General features: G+C 73.3%; 25 protein-coding genes and 2 tRNA genes. 17 read left to right on the plus strand and 10 right to left on the minus strand.

Annotation, left to right across the window (positions count from 1 at the left end):
- Positions 1 to 53: 53 nt before the first annotated feature.
- Positions 54 to 644, plus strand: a complete 591-nt coding sequence (locus Sya03_RS26500) for a hypothetical protein (RefSeq protein ID WP_203941108.1) — start codon at positions 54 to 56, stop codon at positions 642 to 644.
- Here Sya03_RS26500 and Sya03_RS26505 read toward each other — a convergent pair.
- Positions 641 to 1,540: an SDR family oxidoreductase gene (locus Sya03_RS26505; RefSeq protein WP_203941109.1), complete on the minus strand. Its 900-nt coding sequence runs from the start codon at positions 1,538 to 1,540 to the stop codon at positions 641 to 643. The two genes, Sya03_RS26500 and Sya03_RS26505, sit on opposite strands and share 4 nt — an antisense overlap.
- An 83-nt stretch (positions 1,541 to 1,623) precedes the next feature.
- Between Sya03_RS26505 and Sya03_RS26510 the strand changes: the two genes are divergently transcribed.
- Positions 1,624 to 2,520, plus strand: a complete 897-nt coding sequence (locus tag Sya03_RS26510) for a glycosyltransferase family 2 protein (protein WP_203941110.1) — start codon at positions 1,624 to 1,626, stop codon at positions 2,518 to 2,520.
- Between the two features lie 58 nt (positions 2,521 to 2,578).
- Here the strand turns inward: Sya03_RS26510 and Sya03_RS26515 are convergent, their stop codons facing one another.
- Positions 2,579 to 3,709: a CAP domain-containing protein gene (locus Sya03_RS26515; protein WP_203941111.1), complete on the minus strand. Its 1,131-nt coding sequence runs from the start codon at positions 3,707 to 3,709 to the stop codon at positions 2,579 to 2,581.
- Positions 3,710 to 3,927: 218 nt separating this feature from the next.
- Entirely contained in the window at positions 3,928 to 5,298 is a 1,371-nt protein-coding gene (locus tag Sya03_RS26520) for an FAD-dependent oxidoreductase (protein ID WP_203941112.1), read from the minus strand.
- Between the two features lie 116 nt (positions 5,299 to 5,414).
- Here Sya03_RS26520 and Sya03_RS26525 point away from each other — a divergent pair, with 116 nt between their 5' ends.
- A complete protein-coding gene (locus tag Sya03_RS26525) occupies positions 5,415 to 5,837 on the plus strand; it encodes a VOC family protein (protein WP_203941113.1) in 423 nt (140 codons plus the stop codon).
- Between the two features lie 91 nt (positions 5,838 to 5,928).
- A complete protein-coding gene (locus Sya03_RS26530) occupies positions 5,929 to 7,488 on the plus strand; it encodes a methyltransferase domain-containing protein (protein ID WP_203941114.1) in 1,560 nt (519 codons plus the stop codon).
- A 33-nt stretch (positions 7,489 to 7,521) separates the two neighbouring features.
- Here the strand turns inward: Sya03_RS26530 and Sya03_RS26535 are convergent, their stop codons facing one another.
- Together Sya03_RS26535 and Sya03_RS26540 are read right to left on the minus strand one after the other, a co-directional pair.
- Positions 7,522 to 8,043, minus strand: coding sequence for an SRPBCC domain-containing protein (locus tag Sya03_RS26535; protein ID WP_203941115.1), 522 nt, complete (start codon positions 8,041 to 8,043; stop codon positions 7,522 to 7,524).
- Positions 8,040 to 8,360, minus strand: a complete 321-nt coding sequence (locus tag Sya03_RS26540; RefSeq protein ID WP_203941116.1) for an ArsR/SmtB family transcription factor — start codon at positions 8,358 to 8,360, stop codon at positions 8,040 to 8,042. The genes Sya03_RS26535 and Sya03_RS26540 overlap by 4 nt, the downstream gene beginning before the upstream one ends.
- 29 nt (positions 8,361 to 8,389) lie before the next feature.
- Between Sya03_RS26540 and Sya03_RS26545 the strand changes: the two genes are divergently transcribed.
- The 4 genes from Sya03_RS26545 (at position 8,390) to Sya03_RS26560 (ending at position 11,477) form a co-directional block, all read left to right on the plus strand.
- Positions 8,390 to 8,761, plus strand: a complete 372-nt coding sequence (locus Sya03_RS26545) for a hypothetical protein (protein ID WP_203941117.1) — start codon at positions 8,390 to 8,392, stop codon at positions 8,759 to 8,761.
- A gap of 90 nt (positions 8,762 to 8,851) precedes the next feature.
- Entirely contained in the window at positions 8,852 to 9,199 is a 348-nt protein-coding gene (locus Sya03_RS26550) for a hypothetical protein (RefSeq protein WP_239107861.1), read from the plus strand.
- A gap of 47 nt (positions 9,200 to 9,246) precedes the next feature.
- Complete coding sequence (locus Sya03_RS26555) at positions 9,247 to 9,882, plus strand: hypothetical protein (protein WP_203941119.1); 636 nt, start codon at positions 9,247 to 9,249, stop codon at positions 9,880 to 9,882.
- Positions 9,883 to 9,986: 104 nt separating this feature from the next.
- Positions 9,987 to 11,477 carry a S8 family serine peptidase gene (locus tag Sya03_RS26560; protein WP_203941120.1) on the plus strand — a complete coding sequence of 497 codons (1,491 nt, stop codon included), beginning with the start codon at positions 9,987 to 9,989 and terminating at the stop codon, positions 11,475 to 11,477.
- Positions 11,478 to 11,485: 8 nt separating this feature from the next.
- On the opposite strand, the gene Sya03_RS26565 is transcribed toward Sya03_RS26560, so the two are convergent.
- Positions 11,486 to 12,166 (minus strand): winged helix-turn-helix transcriptional regulator, encoded by a 681-nt coding sequence (locus Sya03_RS26565; RefSeq protein ID WP_239107862.1) that lies wholly within the window; start codon positions 12,164 to 12,166, stop codon positions 11,486 to 11,488.
- On the opposite strand from Sya03_RS26565, the gene Sya03_RS26570 reads away from it, so the two are divergent.
- A complete protein-coding gene (locus tag Sya03_RS26570; protein ID WP_275411486.1) occupies positions 12,114 to 12,695 on the plus strand; it encodes a DUF899 family protein in 582 nt (193 codons plus the stop codon). The two genes, Sya03_RS26565 and Sya03_RS26570, sit on opposite strands and share 53 nt — an antisense overlap.
- Before the next feature lie 17 nt (positions 12,696 to 12,712).
- Here Sya03_RS26570 and Sya03_RS26575 read toward each other — a convergent pair whose 3' ends face one another.
- Entirely contained in the window at positions 12,713 to 13,153 is a 441-nt protein-coding gene (locus tag Sya03_RS26575; RefSeq protein WP_203941123.1) for a VOC family protein, read from the minus strand.
- Positions 13,154 to 13,232: 79 nt separating this feature from the next.
- Entirely contained in the window at positions 13,233 to 13,799 is a 567-nt protein-coding gene (locus tag Sya03_RS26580; RefSeq protein ID WP_203941124.1) for a DinB family protein, read from the minus strand.
- Between the two features lie 24 nt (positions 13,800 to 13,823).
- Here Sya03_RS26580 and Sya03_RS26585 point away from each other — a divergent pair, with 24 nt between their 5' ends.
- On the plus strand, positions 13,824 to 14,549 hold the full coding sequence (locus Sya03_RS26585) for a hypothetical protein (protein ID WP_203941125.1): 726 nt from the start codon (positions 13,824 to 13,826) through the stop codon (positions 14,547 to 14,549).
- 157 nt (positions 14,550 to 14,706) lie between these two features.
- Here the strand turns inward: Sya03_RS26585 and Sya03_RS26590 are convergent.
- A tRNA-Gly gene (locus Sya03_RS26590) sits at positions 14,707 to 14,780 on the minus strand.
- 97 nt (positions 14,781 to 14,877) lie between these two features.
- Here Sya03_RS26590 and Sya03_RS26595 point away from each other — a divergent pair.
- From Sya03_RS26595 to Sya03_RS26625, 7 genes are all read left to right on the plus strand, one after another.
- Positions 14,878 to 14,951, plus strand: a tRNA-Pro gene (locus tag Sya03_RS26595).
- Between the two features lie 40 nt (positions 14,952 to 14,991).
- Entirely contained in the window at positions 14,992 to 16,338 is a 1,347-nt protein-coding gene (tig, locus tag Sya03_RS26600) for a trigger factor (protein WP_203941126.1), read from the plus strand.
- A gap of 138 nt (positions 16,339 to 16,476) precedes the next feature.
- Complete coding sequence (locus Sya03_RS26605; protein ID WP_203941127.1) at positions 16,477 to 17,109, plus strand: ClpP family protease; 633 nt, start codon at positions 16,477 to 16,479, stop codon at positions 17,107 to 17,109.
- An 11-nt stretch (positions 17,110 to 17,120) separates the two neighbouring features.
- Entirely contained in the window at positions 17,121 to 17,783 is a 663-nt protein-coding gene (locus tag Sya03_RS26610) for an ATP-dependent Clp protease proteolytic subunit (RefSeq protein WP_203941128.1), read from the plus strand.
- 210 nt (positions 17,784 to 17,993) lie between these two features.
- Positions 17,994 to 19,283 carry an ATP-dependent Clp protease ATP-binding subunit ClpX gene (clpX, locus tag Sya03_RS26615; protein WP_203941129.1) on the plus strand — a complete coding sequence of 430 codons (1,290 nt, stop codon included), beginning with the start codon at positions 17,994 to 17,996 and terminating at the stop codon, positions 19,281 to 19,283.
- Between the two features lie 388 nt (positions 19,284 to 19,671).
- The gene (locus Sya03_RS26620) at positions 19,672 to 20,316 is read left to right on the plus strand and encodes a GNAT family N-acetyltransferase (RefSeq protein WP_239107864.1); all 645 of its coding nucleotides are present in this window, start codon (positions 19,672 to 19,674) and stop codon (positions 20,314 to 20,316) included.
- Positions 20,317 to 20,386: 70 nt separating this feature from the next.
- Positions 20,387 to 21,181, plus strand: a complete 795-nt coding sequence (locus tag Sya03_RS26625) for a carbon-nitrogen hydrolase family protein (protein ID WP_203941130.1) — start codon at positions 20,387 to 20,389, stop codon at positions 21,179 to 21,181.
- A 38-nt stretch (positions 21,182 to 21,219) separates the two neighbouring features.
- Here Sya03_RS26625 and Sya03_RS26630 read toward each other — a convergent pair whose 3' ends face one another.
- Positions 21,220 to 21,435 (minus strand): hypothetical protein, encoded by a 216-nt coding sequence (locus tag Sya03_RS26630; RefSeq protein WP_203941131.1) that lies wholly within the window; start codon positions 21,433 to 21,435, stop codon positions 21,220 to 21,222.
- Positions 21,436 to 21,866: the final 431 nt, after the last annotated feature.

Here is a 21,866-nt window from a genome sequence, read left to right on the forward strand (position 1 = left end):
CTCTCGACGGGGGAGACGGTGACTGCCGCGCCGTCGCAGGGGAGGGGATCGCCATGCCGGACCGAGCGCAGCCGTGGGACCGGACGGTCGACCTTCCGCCGCAGGACCCGTGGGCGCACCCGCCCGCCCCGTCCGCGGCCCCCACCTCCGGGGCGCCCGCCCCCGGGCCGCAGCAGCCGTTCTCGCGCGGCGTCGCCCACGTCAAGCCGGCCATGCCGAAGACGGAGTCGTTCACCGCCGAGCACCAGCCCGTCGGCACCGGGTGGCCCGACGCGGAGCCGCCGCAGGTGCGGCGCCCGGTGGGCTGGCACCTGCGGCAGCTGCGCAAGGGCGGCGAGTGGAGCTTCGCCGCCGCCGTCTTCGCCTTCGTCGGCTGGGGCATCTGGGCCATCTCCGGCGGCGGCAACCTGCTGTCCCCGCTGGTTGTCTTCGTCCTCATCCTCGCCGTGGCGGCCGGCATCTTCGCCCTCGCCCGGCTGCTCGGCCGGCTGCTCATCGAGCGCCGCCTCGGCCGCCCCCGGCGCACCGCCCGCGGCGCCCACCTGGTCGCCGCGGTGTTCCTCGTCGGCGTCGGCCTGGCCTACCTGCGCCAGACCGGCTGGGTGATGGACGCCTACGGCTGGGTCAAGGACCTGTTCGTCTAGCTGACCGGCTTGCCGCCGGTGACGCCCAGCACCTCACCGGTGACGTAGCTGGACTCCTGCGACGCGAAGTACACGTACGCGGGCGCCAGCTCGGCCGGCTGCCCGGCGCGGCCCAGCGGCACGTCGCCGCCGAACGAGTCCACCTTCTTCTCCGGCATGGTCGCCGGGATGAGCGGCGTCCAGATCGGGCCCGGCGCCACGGAGTTGACCCGGATGCCCTTGTCCGCCAGCTCCTGCGACAGCGCCTTGGTGAACGCCACGATGCCGCCCTTGGTGGTGGCGTAGTCGAGCAGCGGCGCCGACGACTGGTACGCCTGCACCGACGACGTGTTGATGATCGTCGAGCCGTCGGCCATGTGCGGCACCGCGGCCTTGCACAGCCAGAACATGGCGTACAGGTTGGTCTTCATCACCCGGTCGAACTGCTCGGTGGTGATGTCGGCGATGCCGCCCGGCTGGGCCATCTGGTACGCGGCGTTGTTGACGAGGACGTCGATGCCGCCCAGCTCCGCCACGCACCGCTCGATGATCGCCGCGCAGTGCTGCTCGTCGCGGATGTCGCCGGGCACGGTGACGGCCCGGCGGCCGGCCTTCTCGATGAGCTGGACGGTCTCCTGGGCGTCCTCCTCCTCGTCCGGCAGGTAGCTGATCAGCACGTCGGCGCCCTCGCGGGCGAACGCGATCGCCACCGCCCGGCCGATGCCGGAGTCGCCGCCGGTGATGACGGCCCGCTTGCCGGTGAGCTTGCCGCTGCCGCGGTAGGTCTCCTCGCCGTGGTCGGGCTTCGTCTGCATGTCGCCGGTGAGGCCCGGGTGGGCGATCTGCTCGGCGCCGTGGGAGTCGGTTCCGGGGTACTGCTCCTGCGGGTCCTGCTGCGAGGTCTGATCCTGAGTCATACCGGCAGCGTTCCCGCAGGTGCGCTGCGTAATCCTTCGTTCGTGACGTCATGATCGGGGCGCGGGCGGGTAGCCGGGGCCCCGTGACCGATCACCGGACCGGCGTCGTCGTCATCACCCACAACCGGCGGGCCGAGGCGCTCGCCTGCGTCGGGCGGCTGCTCGCCCTGCCCGAACGCCCGCACGTCGTGCTCGTCGACAACGGCTCCGCCGACGGCACCGCGGCCGCCGTCGCCGCCCGGTACCCGGGCGTCGAGGTGGTGGCGCTGCCGCGCAACCTCGGCGCCGTGGGCCGCAACGTCGGCGTGGAACGCCTGCACACCCCGTACGTGGCGTTCTGCGACGACGACACCGCGTGGGACCCCGGCTCGCTGTCCCGCGCGGCGGACGCCCTCGACGCGTGCCCGCGCCTGGCCGTCGTGACCGCCCGGATCGTCGTGGAGCCGTCCGGGGTGGACGATCCGATCGTCGCCGAGCTGCGCGACTCGCCGGTGCCGGGCCCGGCGTGGCTGCCGGGCCCGGCGCTGGGCAGCTTCCTGGCCGGCGCGTCCGTGCTGCGCCGCGACGCGTTCAAGGAGGCCGGCGGCTTCAGCCCGCGGCTGTGGCTGGGCGGCGAGGAGGAACTGCTCGCCACCGACCTGCTGGTCGCCGGGTGGGAGCTGTGCTATTTGACGGACCTGACCGTGCGGCACCGGCCGTCGCCGCTGCGCGACCCGCACCTGCGCCGCCGGCACGGCATCCGCAACACCCTGTGGTTCACCTGGCTGCGCCGGCCGTGGCCCGCCGCCGTGCGCCGCACCGCGTTCCTGGCCCGCACGGTGCCGCGCGACCGGGTCACGCTGCTGGGGGCGTGCGACGCGGTGCGCGGGCTGCCGTGGGTGCTGGCCGAGCGCCGCCCTCGGCCGGCCGCGGTCGAGGCCCGGCTGCGGCCCCTGGACGAGGCGCAGCGCCGGTCCCGGGCCCGCCGCTACGTGAGCTGACGGGCGGCGGGACCGGCGCCGCGGGTGCGCGCGACGGGGACAGCGCCGCGCGCGGAGGTTAGAACTGCGTGCCGAAGTCCTGCGTCCACACCAGGCGGCCGTCGGCGTCGCGGGCCACGCCCACGCCGATCTCCTCGAGGTCCTCGTTGAGGATGTTGGCCCGGTGCCCGGGGCTGTTCATCCAGCTGGTCATCACCTCGGCCGGGCTCTCCTGTCCCTTGGCGATGTTCTCGGCGGCGGCGCGCCAGCGGTAGCCGTTGCGGGTGATCCGCTCGCCGAAGGTGGTGCCGTTGCGGCTGGTGTGGCTGAAGTAGTCCCGCCGGGCCATGTCCTGCGAGTGCTGCCGGGCGGCGGTGGTCAGCCGCCGCTCCGCGGTGACCGGGTCGAGGCCGGCCCGCTCGCGCTCCTCGTTGACCAGGCGGGTGACCTCGGCCTCCTCAGACGCGAACGGCCCCGACTCGGCCGGCGGCACGGCCGCGGCGGGCTGGCCGGGCGGCGCCGCGTCCGGTGGGGCGGTCGCCGGGAGGGTGGCGGTGGGCGAGGTGGCCGGCGCGGGCGCGCTCGCCGGCGCCGAGGCCGGTGTCGTCGACGGCGCGGGCGTCGCCGTGGTGGGCGGCGCGGTCACCGGGGCGGTGGCCGTGGGCGCGGCCGCCGCCGGCGGGGCGGCCGTGGTGACCGGATCCGGCTCCGGCACCGCCTCGGCCGGGGTGGCCCCGTCCGACGCGCCGAGGGCGAGCCGATCGAAGTCCGGCGCCGACCCGGCCGGGTTGCCGAACGTCACCGTGTTCTCGCCGGCCCGCAGGTGCAGCTGGACGGTCAGGGTGGCCGTGCGCTCCGCGTCGCCGGTGGCCGGGAAGGCGAGCCGCAGCACCGGGCCGTCCTGGTTGGCCCGCACCAGCGCCGTGCGCGCGTCCGGGCTGCTGTAGACGATCTGCACCGCGGTCCGGCCGGCCCGCTCGGCCTGCACCCCGCGGAACGTCAGCCGGCCGGTGAGCCCGACCCCGCCGACCCGCGTCCCGCCGGAGCAGGGCTCGCAGGCGGCGATGTGGGCCGACCCGCGCAGGGTGTTCGACGCCGCCTCGGCCTCGTACCCCGGGTCCGTGCCGGCCAGGGCGCCGGCGGCGGCGGCCACGGTGGCGCCGAGGGCGGCGACGGCGGCGGCGCCGCTGATCAGTGCTGATCTACGCATGAGGTCCACATCGTCTCGTCCGACCGGGATCCGCGCCCGCCGCAGAACCCTATGTCCTGGTTCGACAGCACCCGGTTAGCCGACACTTAAGTCTTGCTTAGCGTCTCGGCAGGTCGGTGACGCGGGTCCGGCGGCGGGTGAGGTGCTGCACCTCTCGAAGATCCAACGATCGAACGCCGCGGTGCGCATCGCCCCCGCGGCCGGAGAAACCGCGTGGCTCAGCGGAGGCGGGCCAGCGCCGGTGACGCCGGGGCGAGCTTCTCCGCCACCCGCATGGCCGAGAGGAGGGCGCTCTCCTGGCTGCTGACGTCGGTCATGTGGGTGCCGGCGAACCACAGGTTCTGCTCGCCCTGCCGCTGGCCGAGCAGCCGCTGCGCCCGCGCGTAGTCGGGCGTCTCGTGGGCGTGCCGGTAGTCGATGGTGGCCAGCACGTCGCGCGGCTGCTCGCGCCGGTGCGACACCCAGCTCTTGAACACGTCGACGCCGGGGCGGAACGCGCCGAACCACATGGTGGGCTCGCAGAACTGGCCGTCGTGCAGCACGTTGAAGCCGGACCAGACGCCGCGGTCCTTCGGCATGAACGCCGGGTCGGTGTGGATGGCGATGCGGGCCGGCAGGTAGCGGAACCGGGCGTACACGTCGGCGACGCCCTGCCCGCCCGCGAGCTGGGCGACCAGCGGCCCGGCGGCGTACGGCGGCAGGGCCAGCACCACGTGGTCGGCCTCGTGCGCCGCGCCGGTGGCGTCGGTGACCCGCCACGTCGCGCCGGTGCGCTCCAGCCGGGTGGCGGCCGCGCCGACCCGGGTGTCGACCGTGGTCAGGCCGGTGTGCAGGGCCGACACGACGGCGCCCAGGCCGCCGGCGGCGTTGTGGTAGTCGTACGGGGCCAGGAAGCCGTCGCCGAGCCCGCGGACGACGAACGCCACCACGGCGCGGGCGCTCATCTGCTTCACCTCGGGCACCGAGAAGCCGAACATTGCCCCGGCCAGCGGGTAGAGCACCTCGTCGCGGACGGAGCCGAGCAGCGGCAGCCGGTCGATGAAGTCGGCGGCGGTGGTCGTCCAGTCGTCGCGGGCCTCGAGCTGGCGGCCCTGCTCGACGAAGGCGGCGAGGGCGACCAGCGCGCCCCAGTAGCGCGGGTCGAACAGCGGCCACACGCGCCGGTTGTCGGGGGAGACCAGCATGGGCTGGGTGCGGCCGTAGCGGTTGACGGTGAGGTTCATCGGCGCCGGGATCGTCGGCACCTTCAGCACGTCGGTGAGCAGCTTCCAGTAGATCGGGTGGCTCTTGGGGCCGAAGTACTGGGCGCCCGCGTCCACCGGCACGACCCTGCCGCCGACGGGCACGTCGAGGGTGCGGGCGTGCCCGCCCAGGCGCGGCTCGGCTTCCAGGAGCGTGACGTCGTGCGCGCCGTCGAGGAGCCACGCCAGGCTGACGCCGGCCACGCCGCCGCCGACGATCACGACGCGCTGCCGGCCGGCCGCGCGGGCCGCGCCCGCGAACCCCGGGCCGACGGCCGCGCCGAGCGCGGCGCCGCCCGCCAGGGAGAGGGCCGTGCGCCGGTTCAGCTTCCTGGTGGGTACGGACACAGCGGGCTCCTTCGATGGTTGATCTCGGCAGAGTGTCCACTGTTGATACGTGCTGGTAAAGAGGGGATCGGCTGATCTTCGCCCGGGCTGTCGGAGGGCCGCCGTAGGGTGCGCCCATGCCGATCGACTTCCAGGTCACCGTCGACGCCGCCGACCCGCACCCGCTCGCCGACTGGTGGGCCGAGACGCTGGGCTGGCGGGTCGAGCCGTCCGACGAGCAGTTCATCCGGCGGATGGTCGCCGAGGGGCACGCGCCCGAGTCCGCCACCCGCCACTACCGCGGGGCCCTGGTGTGGGCCGAGGGCGCGGCGATCGTGCACCCGGAGACCGGCCGGCGGATGCTGTTCCAGCAGGTCGCCGAGCCGAAGGCGGGCAAGAACCGGCTGCACCTCGACCTGCGGCCCGGCCGCGAGCACGCGGCCGCGCTGGTCGAGGCGCTGCTGGCGCGCGGCGCCACGTTCCTGCACGACGGCCGGCAGGGCCCGCACACCTGGGTCACGCTGGCCGACCCGGAGGGCAACGAGTTCTGCGTCGGCTGAGCCGTTGTTGCCGTTTCGGCAACCAGACTTGTCAGTCCGGGCGGCGGGCGGGGACCGTGGGACCCGACGACGAGAGCAACCGGAGGACGCGGTGGACGACAGCTACGACGTGGTGGTGGCGGGCGGCGGGGCGGCCGGGCTGAGCGGCGCGCTGGCGCTGGCCCGGGCCCGGCGCTCGGTGCTGGTGGTGGACGCGGGCGAGCCGCGCAACGCCCCGGCCGGGCACGTGCACAACTTCCTGACCCGCGACGGCACGCCCCCGGCCGAGCTGCTCGCGATCGCCCGTGCCGAGGTCGAGGGCTACGGCGCGCACCTGGTCGCCGGCACCGTCGAGTCGGCGGCGCCCGACGGCGACGGCTTCGTCGTCACCGTCGACGGCCGGCCGGTGCGGGCCCGCCGGCTGCTGGTCACCACCGGCGTGGTCGACGAGCTGCCCGACCTGCCGGGCCTGCGCGAGCACTGGGGCTCGGCGGTGCTGCACTGCCCGTACTGCCACGGCTGGGAGGTGCGCGACCGCCGCATCGGCGTGCTGGCCACCAGCCCGCTGGCCCCACACGGGGTGCAGCTGTGGCGGCAGTGGAGCGAGCACGTCGTGCTGCTGCAGCACACCGGCGGCGAGCTGAGCCTCGACGACCGCGAGGCGCTGGCCGCGCGCGGCATCCCCGTGGTGGCCGGCGAGGTGGTGTCCGCCGAGACGGTGGACGGCGCGTTCGCCGGGGTGCGCCTGGCCGACGGCGAGCTGGTCGAGCTGGACGCCCTGGTCGTGCAGACCACCGTGCGCCCGCGGTCGCCGCTGCTCGACGCGCTGGGCCTGGAGCCGGAGGACGTGCTGTTCGGCGACCACCCGGTCGGCGCGCAGATCCCGGCGGGCCCGACCCACCAGACCGCCGTGCCGGGCGTGTACGTGGCGGGCAACGTCGCGGACCTGCGCTCGCAGGTGATCACCGCGGCCGCCGCGGGCCTCACCGCCGGCAGCATGATCAACATGGACCTGATCGGCGAGGACACCCGGCTGGCCCGGCAGGCGTACCGGGCCGAGGTGGCCCGCATGTTCGAGCAGGACTCCTGGGAGGAGCGCTACGGCGCGTCCGCCCGGATCTGGAGCGGCAACCCGAACCCGCAGCTCGTCACCGAGGCGGCGGACCTGCCGCCCGGCGCGGCGCTCGACGTGGGCTGCGGCGAGGGCGCCGACGCGATCTGGCTGGCCGGGCACGGCTGGAAGGTGACGGCGGTCGACTTCTCCGCGGTGGCGCTGGCCCGGGCGGCCGAGCACGCGGGCGACGCCCCGATCGAGTGGGTGCAGGCCGACCTGCGGCGCTGGGAGCCGCCGGCGCGGGCGTACCAGCTGGTGTCGGCGCAGTTCATGCACCTGCCCGGCGACGACCGGCGGGCCCTGTTCGCCCGGCTCGCCGAGGCGGTGGCGCCGGGCGGCACGCTGCTGATCGTCGGCCACCACCCGTCCGACCTGCGGACCTCGGCGCACCGGATGAACTTTCCCGACATGATGTTCACCGCCGAGGAGGTGGCGGCGGCGCTCGACCCGGGCCAGTGGCAGGTCGAGGCGGCCGAGACGCGCCCGCGCGACGTGACCGGCCACGACGGCGAGCCCACCACCGTCCACGACGCCGTGCTGCGGGCCCGGCGGTCGTGACCGCCGGACCCGCCGAGCCCACGGGGGCCGCCGTCAGGCGGTGAAGCCCTTGCCGGTCTCGATCAGCGACTTGAGGTCGCTGAGCACCCACGGCCAGCCGCCGCCCGCGCCGGTGTCCTCCAGGGAGCCGCCGGTGAGGGCGGCGGTGGCGGGCGCGCCGGTCACGTCGTGGACGACGGTGAGCCGGTGCACGCCGGGCTGCGCGGGCACCTCGGCGATCTCGTAGGTGAGCGTGGTGAACGGCTCCGCGGCCGTCGTGGGGTCCATGAGCATCCGCCAGGTCTGCACGAGCCGGCGCGGCGGGTCGCACTCGAGGATCTCGCCGTCGCCGATGGTGTCCAGCTCGGGCAGCCCGTGCGCGCGGTGGTAGTCGTTCATCGCGTCACTGGCCGTCGCGCGGTACGCGCCGCCGGGCTTGAGCTCGTAGAACTGCGGCGCGCCGTAGCCGTACCGCCGGTTCCACTCCGGGGTGGTGATGGTGTCCCAGATCTTCTGCGCCGGGGCGTTGATGTAGACGCGGTAGACCTGCGTGGTGACGTCGGTCGTGGTGGTCATGGGGACTCCTCGAGTTCGCGTTTGAGGTCGGCGAGAGCCGCCGCGTGCTGCTCGGTGAACTTGTCGATCCACCGGTCGTGGATGAGCCGGATCGGCACGGGGTTGAGGAAGTGCACCTTCTCCCGGCCCCGCTTGCGCGCGACGACGAGCGCCGCCTCCTCCAGCACCTTGAGGTGCTTCATGACCCCGAAGCGGGTCATCTCGAGCTCGGACTCCAGCTCGGTGAGCGTGCGGCCGTCACGCGCGAACAGCAGGTCGAGCAGGAAGCGACGGGTCGGGTCGGCGAGCGCCTTGAACACCCGGTCGTCGTCCGTCATGGCTCGAAGATAGGTGACCATTTGGTCACATGTCAACGGTCGGGCAGGATGGCGGGGTGTCGGCGCACAGCCCCCGGACCGGCCCCGCCCAGCTGGACGCCCCCGCCGAGCCCGACGGCGCCGTCGAGCTCGAGGTGCACGAGGTCCGCCCCCGCGAACCCGCCGGCCTGCCGGTCGTCGTCCGCTGCATCAGCGGCCGCCTGCGGGTCGGCAGCCCGCTGCACGAGATCCGCGAAACCGCCGAGCCGGTCGACCTGGTCGTGACCCGCATCCGCCGCTACGACCGCGACCTGCCCTACCTCGACCCGGCCGCGACGGCCCTGCTCACCCTCGCCGGTCCGCCGGACGCCCGGGTCCGCTCGGGCACCCATCTGCGCGGCCGCTCGGCACCCTCGGCCTGACATCGCCGGGCCTGGTGGGGTTGAGCCTGGCGCCGCCGGGCCGCATGCCGCCGGGCCGCCAGCTTGGCGCCGCCCTCCTAGAGTGTGCCGGTGCCCGACGGTCGCCCCACCCGCCTGGGCGGCCTGCACGCCCTCCTGGTGGGCGGCACGCTGCTCGCCCTGCTGCTGGGGTGGCTCGACCCGGTCACCGACCAGCGGGACTGCCCGAACTGGGGCGCCAGCGGCAACGCGAGCGCCTTCGCGGACCCCCGCTGGGACCTCGGGCTGCCCCTGCTGAGCCTCGGCTGGATCCTTGCGGTCGCGGCGGAGCAGGCCCTGCCGGCCACCTGGCAGCACCGCACCGGCGTCGCCGTCGCCACCCGGGCGACGCTGGCGGTCACGGCCGCGATCCTGGCCGCCTGCTGCCTCAACCTCCCACCCGCCATCGCCTGCCGCTGACCACACGGGCGCCGGGCGCGGTTGCCCGCAAATGGGACAATGCGCCCATGAACGGTGCAAAGTACGTCGCCGCCGCCGCGGCGGTTCTGCTGTGCGGGTCCTGCGCCCACCGCGACGCAGAAACGGAGCGGCCGTACCCGAACGCGGAGTCGGTGGAACAGGAGACGGTCCCCGTGCCGGCCGGCTGCGACCCGGCCCGCGGCCGGGTGGCCTGGTCGCCCGCCGTCCGCTCGCCGGAGCCGATCCGCATCGTCCGCGACCGCAGCCGGGTGCAACCGGAGAGCGAGCACGCGCGCCTGCGCATGGTGGAGCGGCCCTTCCGCCCGGCGATCGCCGGGCTGGCCGCCCCGCGGTCCTGGCGGGCCAGGCTGGCCGCGTCCCTGTCGGCGGCGACGGGCGACACCGTGCTGGCCACCGCGGCCCGGCCGGGGACGGCCGCGCCACCGGCGGACCCGGCCGGCCCGGCCGCGGAGATCATCCGCTACGAGGTGGCGCAGGCCGTCTCGGCGGATTTCGTCGTGCCGTGCGGACCCGGCGTGCGCGGCCGGTTCACCGGGTGGACGGCCGTCACGGCCGGCACGGTCAGCTGCGCCGACGCCGGCGCGGCCACCGATCCCACGGCCCTGGTGGTCCTGCAGTACTGCTCGGACGCCCCACCGTGGCCGGGAGACCCGGAGGACTGACCCGCCGACGTCGCCCGGCGGATCGGCTCACGTTCCCGGGGTCGCTGCCGACTGACCGTGCAGCCTTCCCTACGGGGACGGCGGACGAGCGGTGCGGAGGCGACATGGCGACGAGCGCGAAGCGGGGTGCCGGCGTACACCGGCGGTCCGGGCGGCAGCGGTGGGCCGCGCTGCGCGCCGGGCTGCTCGCCGTGTCGCTGGTGGCGGCCGCCGGCACGGTCGGCGGCGGCTTCCGGCCCGCGGAGGCGACGATCGCCGACTCGGGCGGCCAGTGGTTGTGGGAGGGCACGGCCCGCACGGTCAACAACGTCCGCGACGACGCCGGTTTCGGCCTGCTGCCCGCCGGGCTGTCGCTGACGGGCAAGGGCGTCGGCATCGCCCTCATCGACACCGGCGTGGCGCCCGTGCCGGGCCTGACCGGCGGCAACGTCGTCAACGGGCCCGACCTGTCGTTCGACAGCCAGGACCCGCGCAAGCGGTACATGGACGGCTACGGCCACGGCACCCACCTGGCCGGCATCATCTCGGCGCGCACCGCGAAGCTCACCGGCCTGGCGCCGGACGCGAAGCTGACCAGCATCAAGGTCGCTGCCGCCAACGGCGCCGTGGACGTGTCCCAGGTGATCGCCGCCGTCGACTGGGTGGTGGAGCACCGCGCGGACGACCGGAAGAATCCGATCCGGGTCCTCGTGCTGGCGTACGGCACGGACAGCACGCAGAACTACCAGGTCGACCCGCTCAGCGCCGCCGTCGAGAACGCCTGGCGCGCCGGCATCACGGTCGTGGCGGCCGGCGGCAACAACGGCAACGGCGCGCGCCTGCTGAACCCGGCGAGCGACCCGTTCGTCCTGGCCGTCGGCGGCTACGACGACCGCGGCACCTCCACGTGGGCGGACGACAGGCTGGCCGACTTCACCAGCGTCGGCGGCGCCGGCCGGCGGATCGACGTCGTGGCGCCGGGCCGGTCCATCGTGTCGCTGCGGGCGCCCGGGTCGCTGCTCGACGCGGAGTACCCGCAGGCCCGGCTCGGCGCGGACTACTTCGTCGGCAGCGGCAGCTCGCAGGCCGCCGCGGTCACCGGCGCCGTGGTGGCGGACCTGCTGCAGGCGTACCCGGGCCTGAGCCCGGACCAGGTCAAGCACCTGCTGTACTGGTCGGCGTTCTCCCTCGGCCCGGCGGCCGACAAGATCTGGGGCGTCAACATCGCCCAGGCGTGGCAGAATTACCGGGCCACCCCGCACCGCTACAGCGCGGTGGCCGCGCGGCAGAGGTTCACCGCCTCGACGGGCCGCGGCTCGCTGGAGGCCGCCCGCGGCAGCATCCACGTCGCCGACGGCGCCGCGGTGCTGACGGGGGAGAACGACATCCTCGGGCCGTTCAGCAGCACGGCGTGGGCGAGGGCCAGCGCCGCCGGTACGGCCTGGGACGGCGGCCGCTGGATGGGCCGCGACTGGACGGGCGAGGGCTGGGCCGCCGGCCCGTCGGGCATGTCGTCGTGGACGGGCCGCGCCTGGTCGGGCCGGGCGTGGTCGGGCCGCGCCTGGTCCGGTCAGGGCTGGTCGTCGACGACGTGGCAGGGCGGCGCCTGGAGCTGAGCCGCGTCCTACCCGGCCGGCGCCGAGAACAGCCGGACGACCCGCGCGACGGCGGCGCGGTCGCCCTCGACGCGCACGGCGCCGTCGCGCTCGGCGTCCGCGAGCGGCAGACCGTCGAAGAGGACGGCGCTCCACGCGGTCGCCTCGGCGGTGACGGTGGCCGCGGGCCCGGGCGCGGCGCCGGCCCGCACGTCGAGGCGCCCGCCGCCCGCGGACACCCGGTAGTCGTGCACCGGCGGGTCGGGCCGGCGCCCGTCGTACAGGCGCAGGGCCAGGACCGGCACCGCACCGGGTACGGCGGGAGCCATCGTGCGCATGGCCAGCACCATCGCGTCGGGCGTCATGCCTCCGGCGGTGCCGGGATCGGGCCCGGCGGAGTACCAGCGCCCCAGCGCCTCCAGGACGCCCCCGAGCCCGCGGCCCCACTCCGTCGCGGCGTACGCCCGGGCGCGGGCGGGGCCGGGCAGCACGACCTGCTCGACGATCCCGGCGTCCTGCAGCAGCCGCAGCCGCTCGGTGAGCACGGCCGGGGTGATGCCGCGGACGGCCTCCTGCAGGTCGGCGAACCGCTTGGGCCCGAGGATCACCTCCCGCACGACGATCAGCGTCCACCGGTCGCCGACGAGGTCGAGCGCGTTGGCGGCGCGGCACGCGTCGCCGAGGTCCCCGTACGTCCGCCTGGTCGGCACGGCAATCCTTCGGCCCCACGACCAGCTCGTCGTCTACAAGCACATGTGGCACGACGGCAAGCCGTTCGAGGACCAGTGCGAGGGCTGCACCGCCTCCATCTGGGACTTCCACGACGCCGCGTACCTCGGCGCACGCGGCATCTCCTTCGCCGTCCTCGGCGAGGGCCCGTACGAGGAGATGGCGCCCTTCCGCGAGTTCATGGGCTACACCCACCCGTGGTACTCGACCCACGGCGTCCACGACCCGGCCATCGCCGGCGGCGGCGTCATCGCCTGCTACCTGCGCCGCGGCGGCCGCTTCTACCTGACCTACGAGACCACGGGCCGCGGCGTCGAGGCCATCATGGCCTCGCACCGGCTGCTCGACATGACGGTGTACGGCCGGCAGGAGGTCTGGGAGGACTCCCCGCCGGGCTGGCCGCAGGACCCCACGTACACGCACTGGCGCCGCGACGGCCGCCCCGTGCCGCAGTGGACCCGCCCCGGCGCGTCCCCGGTCGGCGCCCGGCCGGACCCCCACTGCCACTGACGGCGGCGCGGCTGGTGTCAGCCCAGCTCCTCGGCCAGCCCGACGATGATCCCCTCGGGCCCGCGCACGTAGCAGAGCCGGTAGACGTCCTCGTACTGCGCCACCTCGCCGACCAGCTCGGCGCCGTGCGCCCGCAGCCGATCGACCACGTCGTCCACGTCGTCGACGGCGAACATGATGCGGCGGATGCCCAGCGTGTTCGCCGGCGCGTCCACCGGCTCCGAGCGGATCGCCGCCGGCGTGTGGAACCGCGCCAGCTCCACCTTCCCGTGCCCGTCGGGGGTGCGCAGCATGGCGACCTCCTGCCGAACGTCATCGATGCCGATGACCCGCTCCACCCACCGCCCCTCGACGGGCCCGCGAAACGCCAACTCCATGCCGAGCTCCACGAGGAACGCGACGACCGCGTCCATGTCGTCGACGACGATGAGAACGTTGTCCATCCGCTGGATCGCCATGCCGGCCTCCCCGGTGTCGTGCGGCCCCACCGGCCGCGCCCGCCCTGGAGACGGAGCCACCGCCCGATCATCGACACCTTCAGGACGCCGCCCGCGCGGCCGCCTCGATCGCCGCCCACCGCGCCTCCCGCTCCGCCGCGTCGACCGGCCGCTCGTAAGCGGCCGCCTCGCCGGTCCGCCCGTCGAGCTGCTCCCGCAGGATGTCGGCGTGCCCGGCATGCCGCGTGGTGTCCGCGAGCACGTGCACGACCACGGCGAACAGGTCGACGTCGGGCCGCGGCCACCACGGCACCCGCCCCCGCGCATCGAGGGGTAGTTCCCCGACCGTCGCCTCGGCGTGCGCCGCCGCTCGCCGGTGCAGGTCAAGGACCTGCTCGCGGGTCTCGCCGGGGGTGACCCACAGGTCGCTGCCGTCGGCGTCCTGCCACCGCGGCAGCGGCCCGGGAAACGGGCGGCCGAACACCTCGCCGAGGTACCGGGCCTCCCAGGTGGCGACATGCTTGACCAGCCCGAGCAGATTCGTGCCGGTGCTGGTCAGGGGCCGCCGCACGTCGTACTCGGACAGCCCGTCGAGCTTCCACACCAGCGCCCCGCGGGCGAACCGCAGCTCATCGAGCAGATGACCCTTGACGACGTCGTCCCTCACGCCACCCGAGCCTGCCCTGTGAGGGTGCACGACGACAATGGGCGCCGAACTGCGACGCGCATCGCGTCCGAGAGATCTACCAGAGGTGCCAGCATTCCCATCTCCGCAGCAGCGGCCACCATCAAGCGCCGGCCTTTCCGGCGCCTGCTCGTCGCCCTCCTCGCCGCCACTGCGCTGCCGTTGACGGTCGGCGCGTGGGTTCTGACCCGTCCCGTCGCAGCCGGCGCCGAGTTCGGCGAAGGGCCCGACGTCGAGCACAACGACGTCGTCATCAAGACGCATCGAGACGTCGGCCAGCGGATGACCGACGGGCAGACAACCCTGCAGCTCTACAAGGGCCCGGTGACGCTTCGGTCCATCTCCTTCGAACTCGAAGGCGACACCGTGCGGCAGCTGGGTGAGCCGATGGTGGTCGAACTGTTGCCCGGAGCTAGGGCACTCATGGACACGGTCGACAACTATCCGCTCATCGCTGATCAGCTCGCGGAACGTCGCCTGGGTGAGCCGCGCCCTGTCGAGGGAGCCGTCCTGACGGTCCGACCCGGCCAGGAACACACCACGTATCTCATTCTGATCGGCTTCGAGATCACCACAGAAGGGCGCACCGTCAAGAGTCAGCCCGACATCGAATTCACGATGGAGGGCTCCTGGCGCCGCCACAACCTCCACCTGACGATGTCCCGGGTCTTCTGCTCGCCCAAGGCGACCTTCGAGGCGGAGACGTGCACGTTCCCTGACGAGGCGCGATAGCTGGGAGCACCGTCGCTCGGTGCACCATGCGAACCCGCGTCAGCTTCATCGATGCGGTCACGAACAATCTTCGCCATCCGGGCACCGACGGGCCGGCGGCTCGGACCGGCGAAAGGCCCAGGTCGACGATCACGCCACTGACCTGCGCCTTCACACGTGGAGCGGGCGACGAGAATCGAACTCGCGTAATCAGTTTGGAAGACTGAGGCTCTACCATTGAGCTACGCCCGCGTACCCCCGGCACAGCCGGAGCGCACCCCAGCGTACCGGCCCCCGCCACACCGGGTGCGCCCGCCCCGCACCCCACCGCATACACTCGGTGCGCCACCGGGGTGTGGCGCAGCTTGGTAGCGCACTCGCTTTGGGAGCGAGGGGCCGTGGGTTCAAATCCCGCCACCCCGACACACGCCAACACATCGAAGAGATCCATAGGAGTACGCCTGTGAAGAGCACCGTCGAGACTCTGAGCCCGACTCGGGTGCGGCTCGCCATCGAGGTGCCGTTCGACGAGCTCAAGCCGAGCCTGCAGAAGGCGTACCGGGAGATCGGCGCGCAGGTGCAGATCCCTGGCTTCCGTCGCGGCAAGATCCCGGCCGCCGTCATCGACCAGCGCGTGGGCCGCGGCGCCGTGCTGAACGAGGCGATCCAGGAGGCCATCCCGCAGCAGATCCTCGCGGCCGTGCAGGAGCACGACGTGAAGACGCTGGGCCGGCCCGAGGTCGACATCACCGAGCTCGAGGACGGTCAGCCGCTGAAGTTCACCGCCGAGGTGGACGTGCGGCCGGAGATCACGGTCCCGGACCTGTCGGGCGTGAGCGTGACGGTCGACGCGGTCGAGGTCGACGACGCGGCGATCGACGAGCAGGTCAACGGTCTGCGTGAGCGGTTCGCGACGCTGAAGGGCGTCGACCGGCCGGCGCAGGACGGCGACTACGTCCAGCTGGACCTGAACGCGACGGTCGACGGCGAGGAGGTGCCGGGCGGTTCGGCGTCGAACATCTCGCACGAGGTGGGCAGCAAGCAGCTCCTGCCGGGCCTCGACGAGGTGCTGGTGGGCCTGCTGCCGGGCGCGGACGCCGAGTTCACGACGCAGCTGGTGGGCGGCGACTTCGCCGGCCGCGACGCGAACGTGAAGGTCACCGTCCGCACGGTCAAGGAGAAGGAGCTCCCGCCGGTCGACGACGACTTCGCCCAACTGGCGAGCGAGTTCGACACCCTGGAGGAGCTGCGCAACGACCTGCGTGAGCGGCTGGGCCGGGTGAAGAAGGTCGAGCAGATCTACGCGGCCCGTGACAAGGCGCTGGAGCAGCTCGTCGAGGCCGCCGACATCCCGGCGCCGGAGGGCGTCGTGAAGGAGGAGGTCGAGGGCCGCAAGGAGCAGATGGCCGACCAGCTGCAGCGCATCGGCGCCTCGATGGAGGACTACCTGGCCTCGGAGGACAAGACCGAGGAGCAGATCGACGCCGAGCTGGCCGAGGCGGCCACCCAGGGCATCAAGATCCAGCTGCTGCTGGACACGATCGCCGACGCGCAGGAGATCGAGGTGTCGGACGACGAGTTCGGCCACGAGATCGTGCACCGCGCGCAGCGTGCCCAGATGCAGCCGCAGCAGTACTACGACCAGCTGGTCCGCTCGGGCGCGGCCCCGGCGGTGTACGGCGACGTGCGCCGCGGCAAGGCCCTCGCCTGGGTGATGGAGCAGATCGACATGCAGGACTCGGCGGGCAACAAGCTGAGCGTGGAGGACCTGCGGGCGGCCGACGACGAGCACGCCGGTCACAACCACTGACACGGGCACGAAACGCAGGGGCCGTCGCGCGTGCGGCGGCCCCTGCGCTGTCAGCGAACACCTGCCCGAGCGGGAAGTCGAAGCCCCGTTCAGCGGCTAGGGTCGGTCGTACGACGGACAAAGCTGCGAAGGGCTGCCATGACCGATCTGCACATTCCCGCGTCCCCCCTCGCCCGGGGCGGCGACACCCTCAGTGGCAACCTCGACGACTCGGTCTACAACCGTCTGCTCCGTGAGCGCATCGTGTTCCTGGGCAGCGAGGTGACCGACCAGGTCGCCAACCGCATCTGCGCGCAGCTGCTGCTGCTGGCCGCGGAGGACCCCGAGCGCGACATCAACCTCTGGATCAACTCGCCGGGTGGCTCGGTCTACTCGGGCATGGCGATCTACGACACGATGCAGTTCATCGACAACGACGTCTCGACGGTCGCGATGGGCATGGCCGCGTCGATGGGTCAGCTGCTGCTGTGCGCCGGCACCGCCGGCAAGCGCTACGCGCTCCCGCACGCGCGGATCATGATGCACCAGCCGTCCGGTGGCATGGGTGGCACCGCGTCCGACATCGCCATCCAGGCGGAGCAGATGCTCTACACGAAGCGCATGTTCCAGGAGCGGGTGGCTCACCACACGGGCCAGGACCAGGCCCAGATCGAGGCCGACTCCGACCGGGACCGCTGGTTCACGGCGCAGGAGGCCAAGGACTACGGCTTCATCGACAAGGTGATCACGGGCGCCACGCAGGTGCCCGAGGGCGCCGGAACGCTGAACTGAGGAGCTGCACGATGACTGACCTGACCATGCCCCCTGGGTTCGCTCCGGTGCACAACCGCTACGTGCTGCCCTCGTTCGTCGAGCGCACGTCGTACGGCGTGAAGGAGTCGAACCCGTACAACAAGATGTTCGAGGACCGGATCATCTTCCTCGGCGTCCAGGTGGACGACGCGTCGGCGAACGACGTGATGGCCCAGCTGCTGACGCTGGAGAGCACCGACCCGGACCGCGACATCACGATGTACATCAACTCGCCGGGCGGCTCGTTCACGGCCATGACGGCCATCTACGACACGATGCAGTACATCCGCCCGGACGTGAGCACGGTGTGCCTGGGCCAGGCGGCGAGCGCGGCGGCGGTGCTGCTGGCCGCGGGTGCCCCGGGCAAGCGCATGGCGCTGCCGAACTCCCGGATCATCATCCACCAGCCGGCCACCGAGGGTGGTTACGGCCAGGGTTCGGACATCGAGATCCAGGCCCGGGAGATCCTCCGCATGCGCACGCAGCTGGAGGACATGATCTCGCGGCACTCGAACACGCCGATCGAGAAGGTCCGCAAGGACATCGACCGCGACAAGATCATGACCGCGGCCGAGGCGCACGAGTACGGCATCGTCGACACGGTGCTGGTGAGCCGCAAGAAGACGCTGCTCGCCGCGAGTTCGTCGAGCTGACCGCGTGGTGTCGGGGGCCGGCCGGGCTCGCTAGACTGGCTGGCTCCTGACACGCCCGTTTTGGGGGGTCGGGAAACCGCCCCCCAGCGGGTAACGTCAAGCGTGCGCCCTCAGCAATGGGGGCATTCGGACGATGGGACACCGACGAGGTGCCTCGTCCTCAGCCAGGGGCCGGTCTCGTACCGGCCGATGAGCGCAGGGAGAACGTAGGTGGCACGGATCGGCGACGGCGGCGACCTACTGAAGTGCTCGTTCTGTGGGAAGTCGCAGAAGCAGGTCAAGAAGCTCATCGCGGGCCCAGGCGTCTACATCTGCGACGAGTGCATCGACCTGTGCAACGAGATCATCGAGGAAGAGCTCGCGGAGTCCGGCGAGGTCAAGTGGGAAGAACTTCCCAAGCCGATGGAGATCTGCGCCTTCCTCGACAACTACGTGGTGGGCCAGGACCAGGCCAAGCGCGCGCTGTCGGTGGCGGTCTACAACCACTACAAGCGCATCCAGGCCGAGTCCGCCGGCGCCCCCGGCTCCAGCAGTGACGTCGAGGTCGCGAAGAGCAACATCATGCTCATCGGCCCCACGGGCTGCGGCAAGACGCACCTGGCGCAGACGCTCGCCCGCATGCTGAACGTCCCGTTCGCCATCGCCGACGCGACGGCGCTGACGGAGGCGGGCTACGTCGGCGAGGACGTCGAGAACATCCTGCTCAAGTTGATACAGGCCGCCGACTACGACGTGAAGCGCGCCGAGACGGGCATCGTCTACATCGACGAGGTCGACAAGATCGCCCGCAAGAGCGAGAACCCGTCGATCACCCGCGACGTCTCCGGCGAGGGCGTGCAGCAGGCGCTGCTGAAGATCCTCGAGGGCACGGTCGCGAACGTGCCGCCGCAGGGCGGCCGCAAGCACCCCCACCAGGAGTTCATCCAGATCGACACGACGAACGTGCTGTTCATCGTGGGCGGCGCGTTCGCCGGGCTGGACCGCATCATCGAGTCCCGGGTGGGCCAGGGCGGCGTCGGGTTCGGCGCGCACCTGCGCTCGGTCTCGGAGCGCAACACCGACGACATCTTCGGCAAGGTGATGCCGGAGGACATGCTGAAGTTCGGCCTGATCCCCGAGTTCATCGGCCGTCTGCCGGTCATCACCACGGTGCGCAACCTCGACCGCGAGGCGCTCATCAAGATTCTGACCGAGCCCCGCAACGCGCTCTTCAAGCAGTACCAGCGGCTTTTCGAGCTGGACGGCGTGGAGCTGGAGTTCGACCAGGGCGCCCTCGACGCGATCGCCGACCAGGCGATGCTGCGCGGCACCGGCGCCCGCGGCCTCCGGGCGATCATGGAGGAAGTCCTCCAGAACGTCATGTACGAGGTCCCGAGCAACCCGGACGCCGCCCGCGTGCTCATCACGCGCGAGGTCGTCATGGAGAACGTCAACCCCACGATCGTCCCGCGCGAGTTCGTCGGCCGCCGGCGCCGCGACCGCGAGGAGAAGTCGGCCTGACGGCCTCGATCGTCTGCGCACGTCCGCCGCACTGACGGACCGCTCGCTCCCGCGCGCACCGGGCGCGGGCGGCCGCAGGCTGCGCTGAACGCTCGCCTACGACCACCCGCACCCTGCCGGGTCCGCGGTCCACGACCACGGCGGCACAATGCCGCGGTGACATCCCTGCCCGACTTGGGTTCGTGGGCCACGGCCGTCGCGGCACCATCCCGCGGTCACCTTGCGGCCCGACCGGGGTCCGTGGGCCACGACCGTCGCGGCACCATCCCGCGGTCACCTTGCGGCCCGACCGGGGTTCGTGGGTCACGACCGTCGCGGCACCATCCCGCGGTCACCTTGCGGCCCGACCGGGGTTCGTGGGTCACGACCGGCGCGGCACAATGCCGCGGTGACGTACCTGCCCGACCTGATCGCCCGGCTGGAACGCGGCGACCGCCTGCCCGCCGACCCCTGGCTGACGGTCCTGCCGGCCCCGCGCCCGGACCGCGCCGCCGTCCTCGCCTTCCCCGGCCGCGTCGTGGTGGCCGCCGCCGTCACCCCGCGGTGGGTGGCCGCGGCCCTGCCGTCGGACGACCTGGGCGCGCCCCTGAACCCGCCGTTCCTGTCGGCGCTGGAGGCGGAGCTGGGCCTCGCGGTCAACAACGTCGACGTCCTGCTGCTGGCGGGCCCGCTGCAGGGCGACCCGCCGGAGCCGCTCCGCCCGGCGCCCGGCCACGATCACCCGCGCGCCGCCCGCGCCCGGCGCTACCGCGACGACGTGGAGGTCCTCCAGGCCGACGGCGGCGTGCTCATCCTGGGCCGCGGCCTGGCGGGCCGCCACGAGGCCGCCGTCGAGGTCGACCCGGCGCACCGCGGCACGGGCCTGGGCCGCCGCCTGGCGGCGTCGGCCCGCCACCTGACCAGCGACGGCCGCCCGGTGTGGGCCCAGGTGGCCCCGGGCAACGCGGCGAGCCTGCGCGCCTTCCTCGCCGCCGGGTACACCCCGGTGGGAGCCGAGGCGCTGCTCCTGCCGCCCGGCCTGGCGCTCGGTTGAGCCGGCCGGGGGAGTGGGTAGCCGGTCCGGGCCCGGCGACAGCGCGGGCCCGGGGTTCTACGCTCGGGGCATGCGTGTCGCCGTCTGCCAGCTGAACTCCCGCGCGGACCGTGCGGAGAACCTCGCCGTCGCCCGGGGCCTGCTCGACCGGGCCGCGGCCGCGGGCGCCGACCTGGCCGTCCTGCCCGAGTACGTGGACTTCCTCGGCCCGGCGGCGCAGGCGCCGAAACCGGAGGGCATCGACGGCGAGTTCGCGGCCTTCTTCGCCGCGGCCGCCCGCGAGCTGGGCATGTGGGTGCACGCGGGCTCGTTCCACGAGACCGGCCCGGACGACGAGCACACGTACAACACGACCCTGCTCTTCGACCGCACCGGCGCGCTGACCGCGACCTACCGCAAGATCCACCTGTACGACGTGGAGATCCCCGGCCGGGTGTCCTACCAGGAGTCGCGCACGGTCGCGGCCGGCTCGGACGTCGTGATCGCCGCCGTCGACGGCGTGGAGACCGGCCTGTCGATCTGCTACGACCTGCGCTTCCCCGAGCTGTACCGGCAGCTCGCCGTCCGGGGAGCGCGGGTGCTGGTGGTGCCGGCGGCGTTCATGGCGCACACCGGCCGCGACCACTGGGAGGTGCTGCTGCGCGCCCGCGCGATCGAGAACCAGTGCTACGTCGTGGCGGCCGGCCAGATCGGCGACCACGACCCGGGGCGCACGTGCTTCGGCCGCAGCATGGTGATCGACCCGTGGGGCACCGTGGTGGCGCAGCTGCCGGACGAGGTGGGCGTCGCGGTGGCGGACCTGGACCTGGACCGGCTGGCGCGGATCCGCCGTGACGTGCCGAGCCTGGCGAACCGCCGCCTCTGACGCGGTGCGGCCGGGCACACGATCGTGTGAGCCGCGCCTCAGAGATCCTGCAGGATCACGCCGATCACGGTCAGGCAGACGATGGCGCCGCCGGTCAGCAGCAGGGCCAGCGACATGCGCGACGGGCCGCGCTGGGCGAGCCGGAACACCGCCGCCACGACCGCCACCAGCACGAACCCGCCGATGACGGCCTGCCACATCGGCAGGAGCAGGCCCACGAGGGCGTCCTGGGCGAGCGGCGGCGTCGGGGACATCCGCCCACTCTGTCACGGACGGTCTCGCGATGCGGCCCGCGGAGCGGTCTCCGTCGATTTGCGTCCGGCGGCGGCGCCGCGTAACTTTGCCTCTGCCCACGGGGAAGCCGGGCAGATCGGGTCGAACCGGTCGGTCAGGCGGAGACGAGGGATGCTCGGGCGGGGTGAGCATGTTCCGGCAAACGGGACTTGCGCTCACGAGAACGACCGGGTAAGGTTGACAAGCCAGCAGGGATCCGGGCGGGCTGATCGCGGAAGCGATCGCCGGTCGGCCTGCGAGGCCACTTCTCCGAAACGACTTCTCGCCGGTCACGGCGGGCGTCAGCACGGGGATTTTGGGCGAGGCGGGCGCGATTTGCGCCGGCGAAATCGACCAGCTAGGTTTACGCAGTCGCCTTGAGACTGGGTTCCGGAAACGGAGCCGGGATCAA

It is taken from the genome of Spirilliplanes yamanashiensis, assembly GCF_016863475.1.
Classification (GTDB): Bacteria; Actinomycetota; Actinomycetes; order Mycobacteriales; family Micromonosporaceae; genus Spirilliplanes; species Spirilliplanes yamanashiensis.

Coding starts and splice junctions, on each gene's coding strand:
- Sya03_RS26525 (WP_203941113.1), top strand. CDS start 5,415: ATGCCGATCGACTTCCAGGTCACCGTCGACGCCGCCGACCCGCACCCG.
- Sya03_RS26560 (WP_203941120.1), top strand. CDS start 9,987: ATGGCGACGAGCGCGAAGCGGGGTGCCGGCGTACACCGGCGGTCCGGG.
- Sya03_RS26555 (WP_203941119.1), top strand. CDS start 9,247: ATGAACGGTGCAAAGTACGTCGCCGCCGCCGCGGCGGTTCTGCTGTGC.
- Sya03_RS26545 (WP_203941117.1), top strand. CDS start 8,390: ATGTCAACGGTCGGGCAGGATGGCGGGGTGTCGGCGCACAGCCCCCGG.
- Sya03_RS26630 (WP_203941131.1), bottom strand. CDS start 21,435: ATGTCCCCGACGCCGCCGCTCGCCCAGGACGCCCTCGTGGGCCTGCTC.
- Sya03_RS26505 (WP_203941109.1), bottom strand. CDS start 1,540: ATGACTCAGGATCAGACCTCGCAGCAGGACCCGCAGGAGCAGTACCCC.
- Sya03_RS26540 (WP_203941116.1), bottom strand. CDS start 8,360: ATGACGGACGACGACCGGGTGTTCAAGGCGCTCGCCGACCCGACCCGT.
- Sya03_RS26575 (WP_203941123.1), bottom strand. CDS start 13,153: ATGGCGATCCAGCGGATGGACAACGTTCTCATCGTCGTCGACGACATG.
- Sya03_RS26515 (WP_203941111.1), bottom strand. CDS start 3,709: ATGCGTAGATCAGCACTGATCAGCGGCGCCGCCGCCGTCGCCGCCCTC.
- Sya03_RS26610 (WP_203941128.1), top strand. CDS start 17,121: ATGACTGACCTGACCATGCCCCCTGGGTTCGCTCCGGTGCACAACCGC.
- Sya03_RS26625 (WP_203941130.1), top strand. CDS start 20,387: ATGCGTGTCGCCGTCTGCCAGCTGAACTCCCGCGCGGACCGTGCGGAG.
- Sya03_RS26535 (WP_203941115.1), bottom strand. CDS start 8,043: ATGACCACCACGACCGACGTCACCACGCAGGTCTACCGCGTCTACATC.
- Sya03_RS26605 (WP_203941127.1), top strand. CDS start 16,477: ATGACCGATCTGCACATTCCCGCGTCCCCCCTCGCCCGGGGCGGCGAC.
- Sya03_RS26500 (WP_203941108.1), top strand. CDS start 54: ATGCCGGACCGAGCGCAGCCGTGGGACCGGACGGTCGACCTTCCGCCG.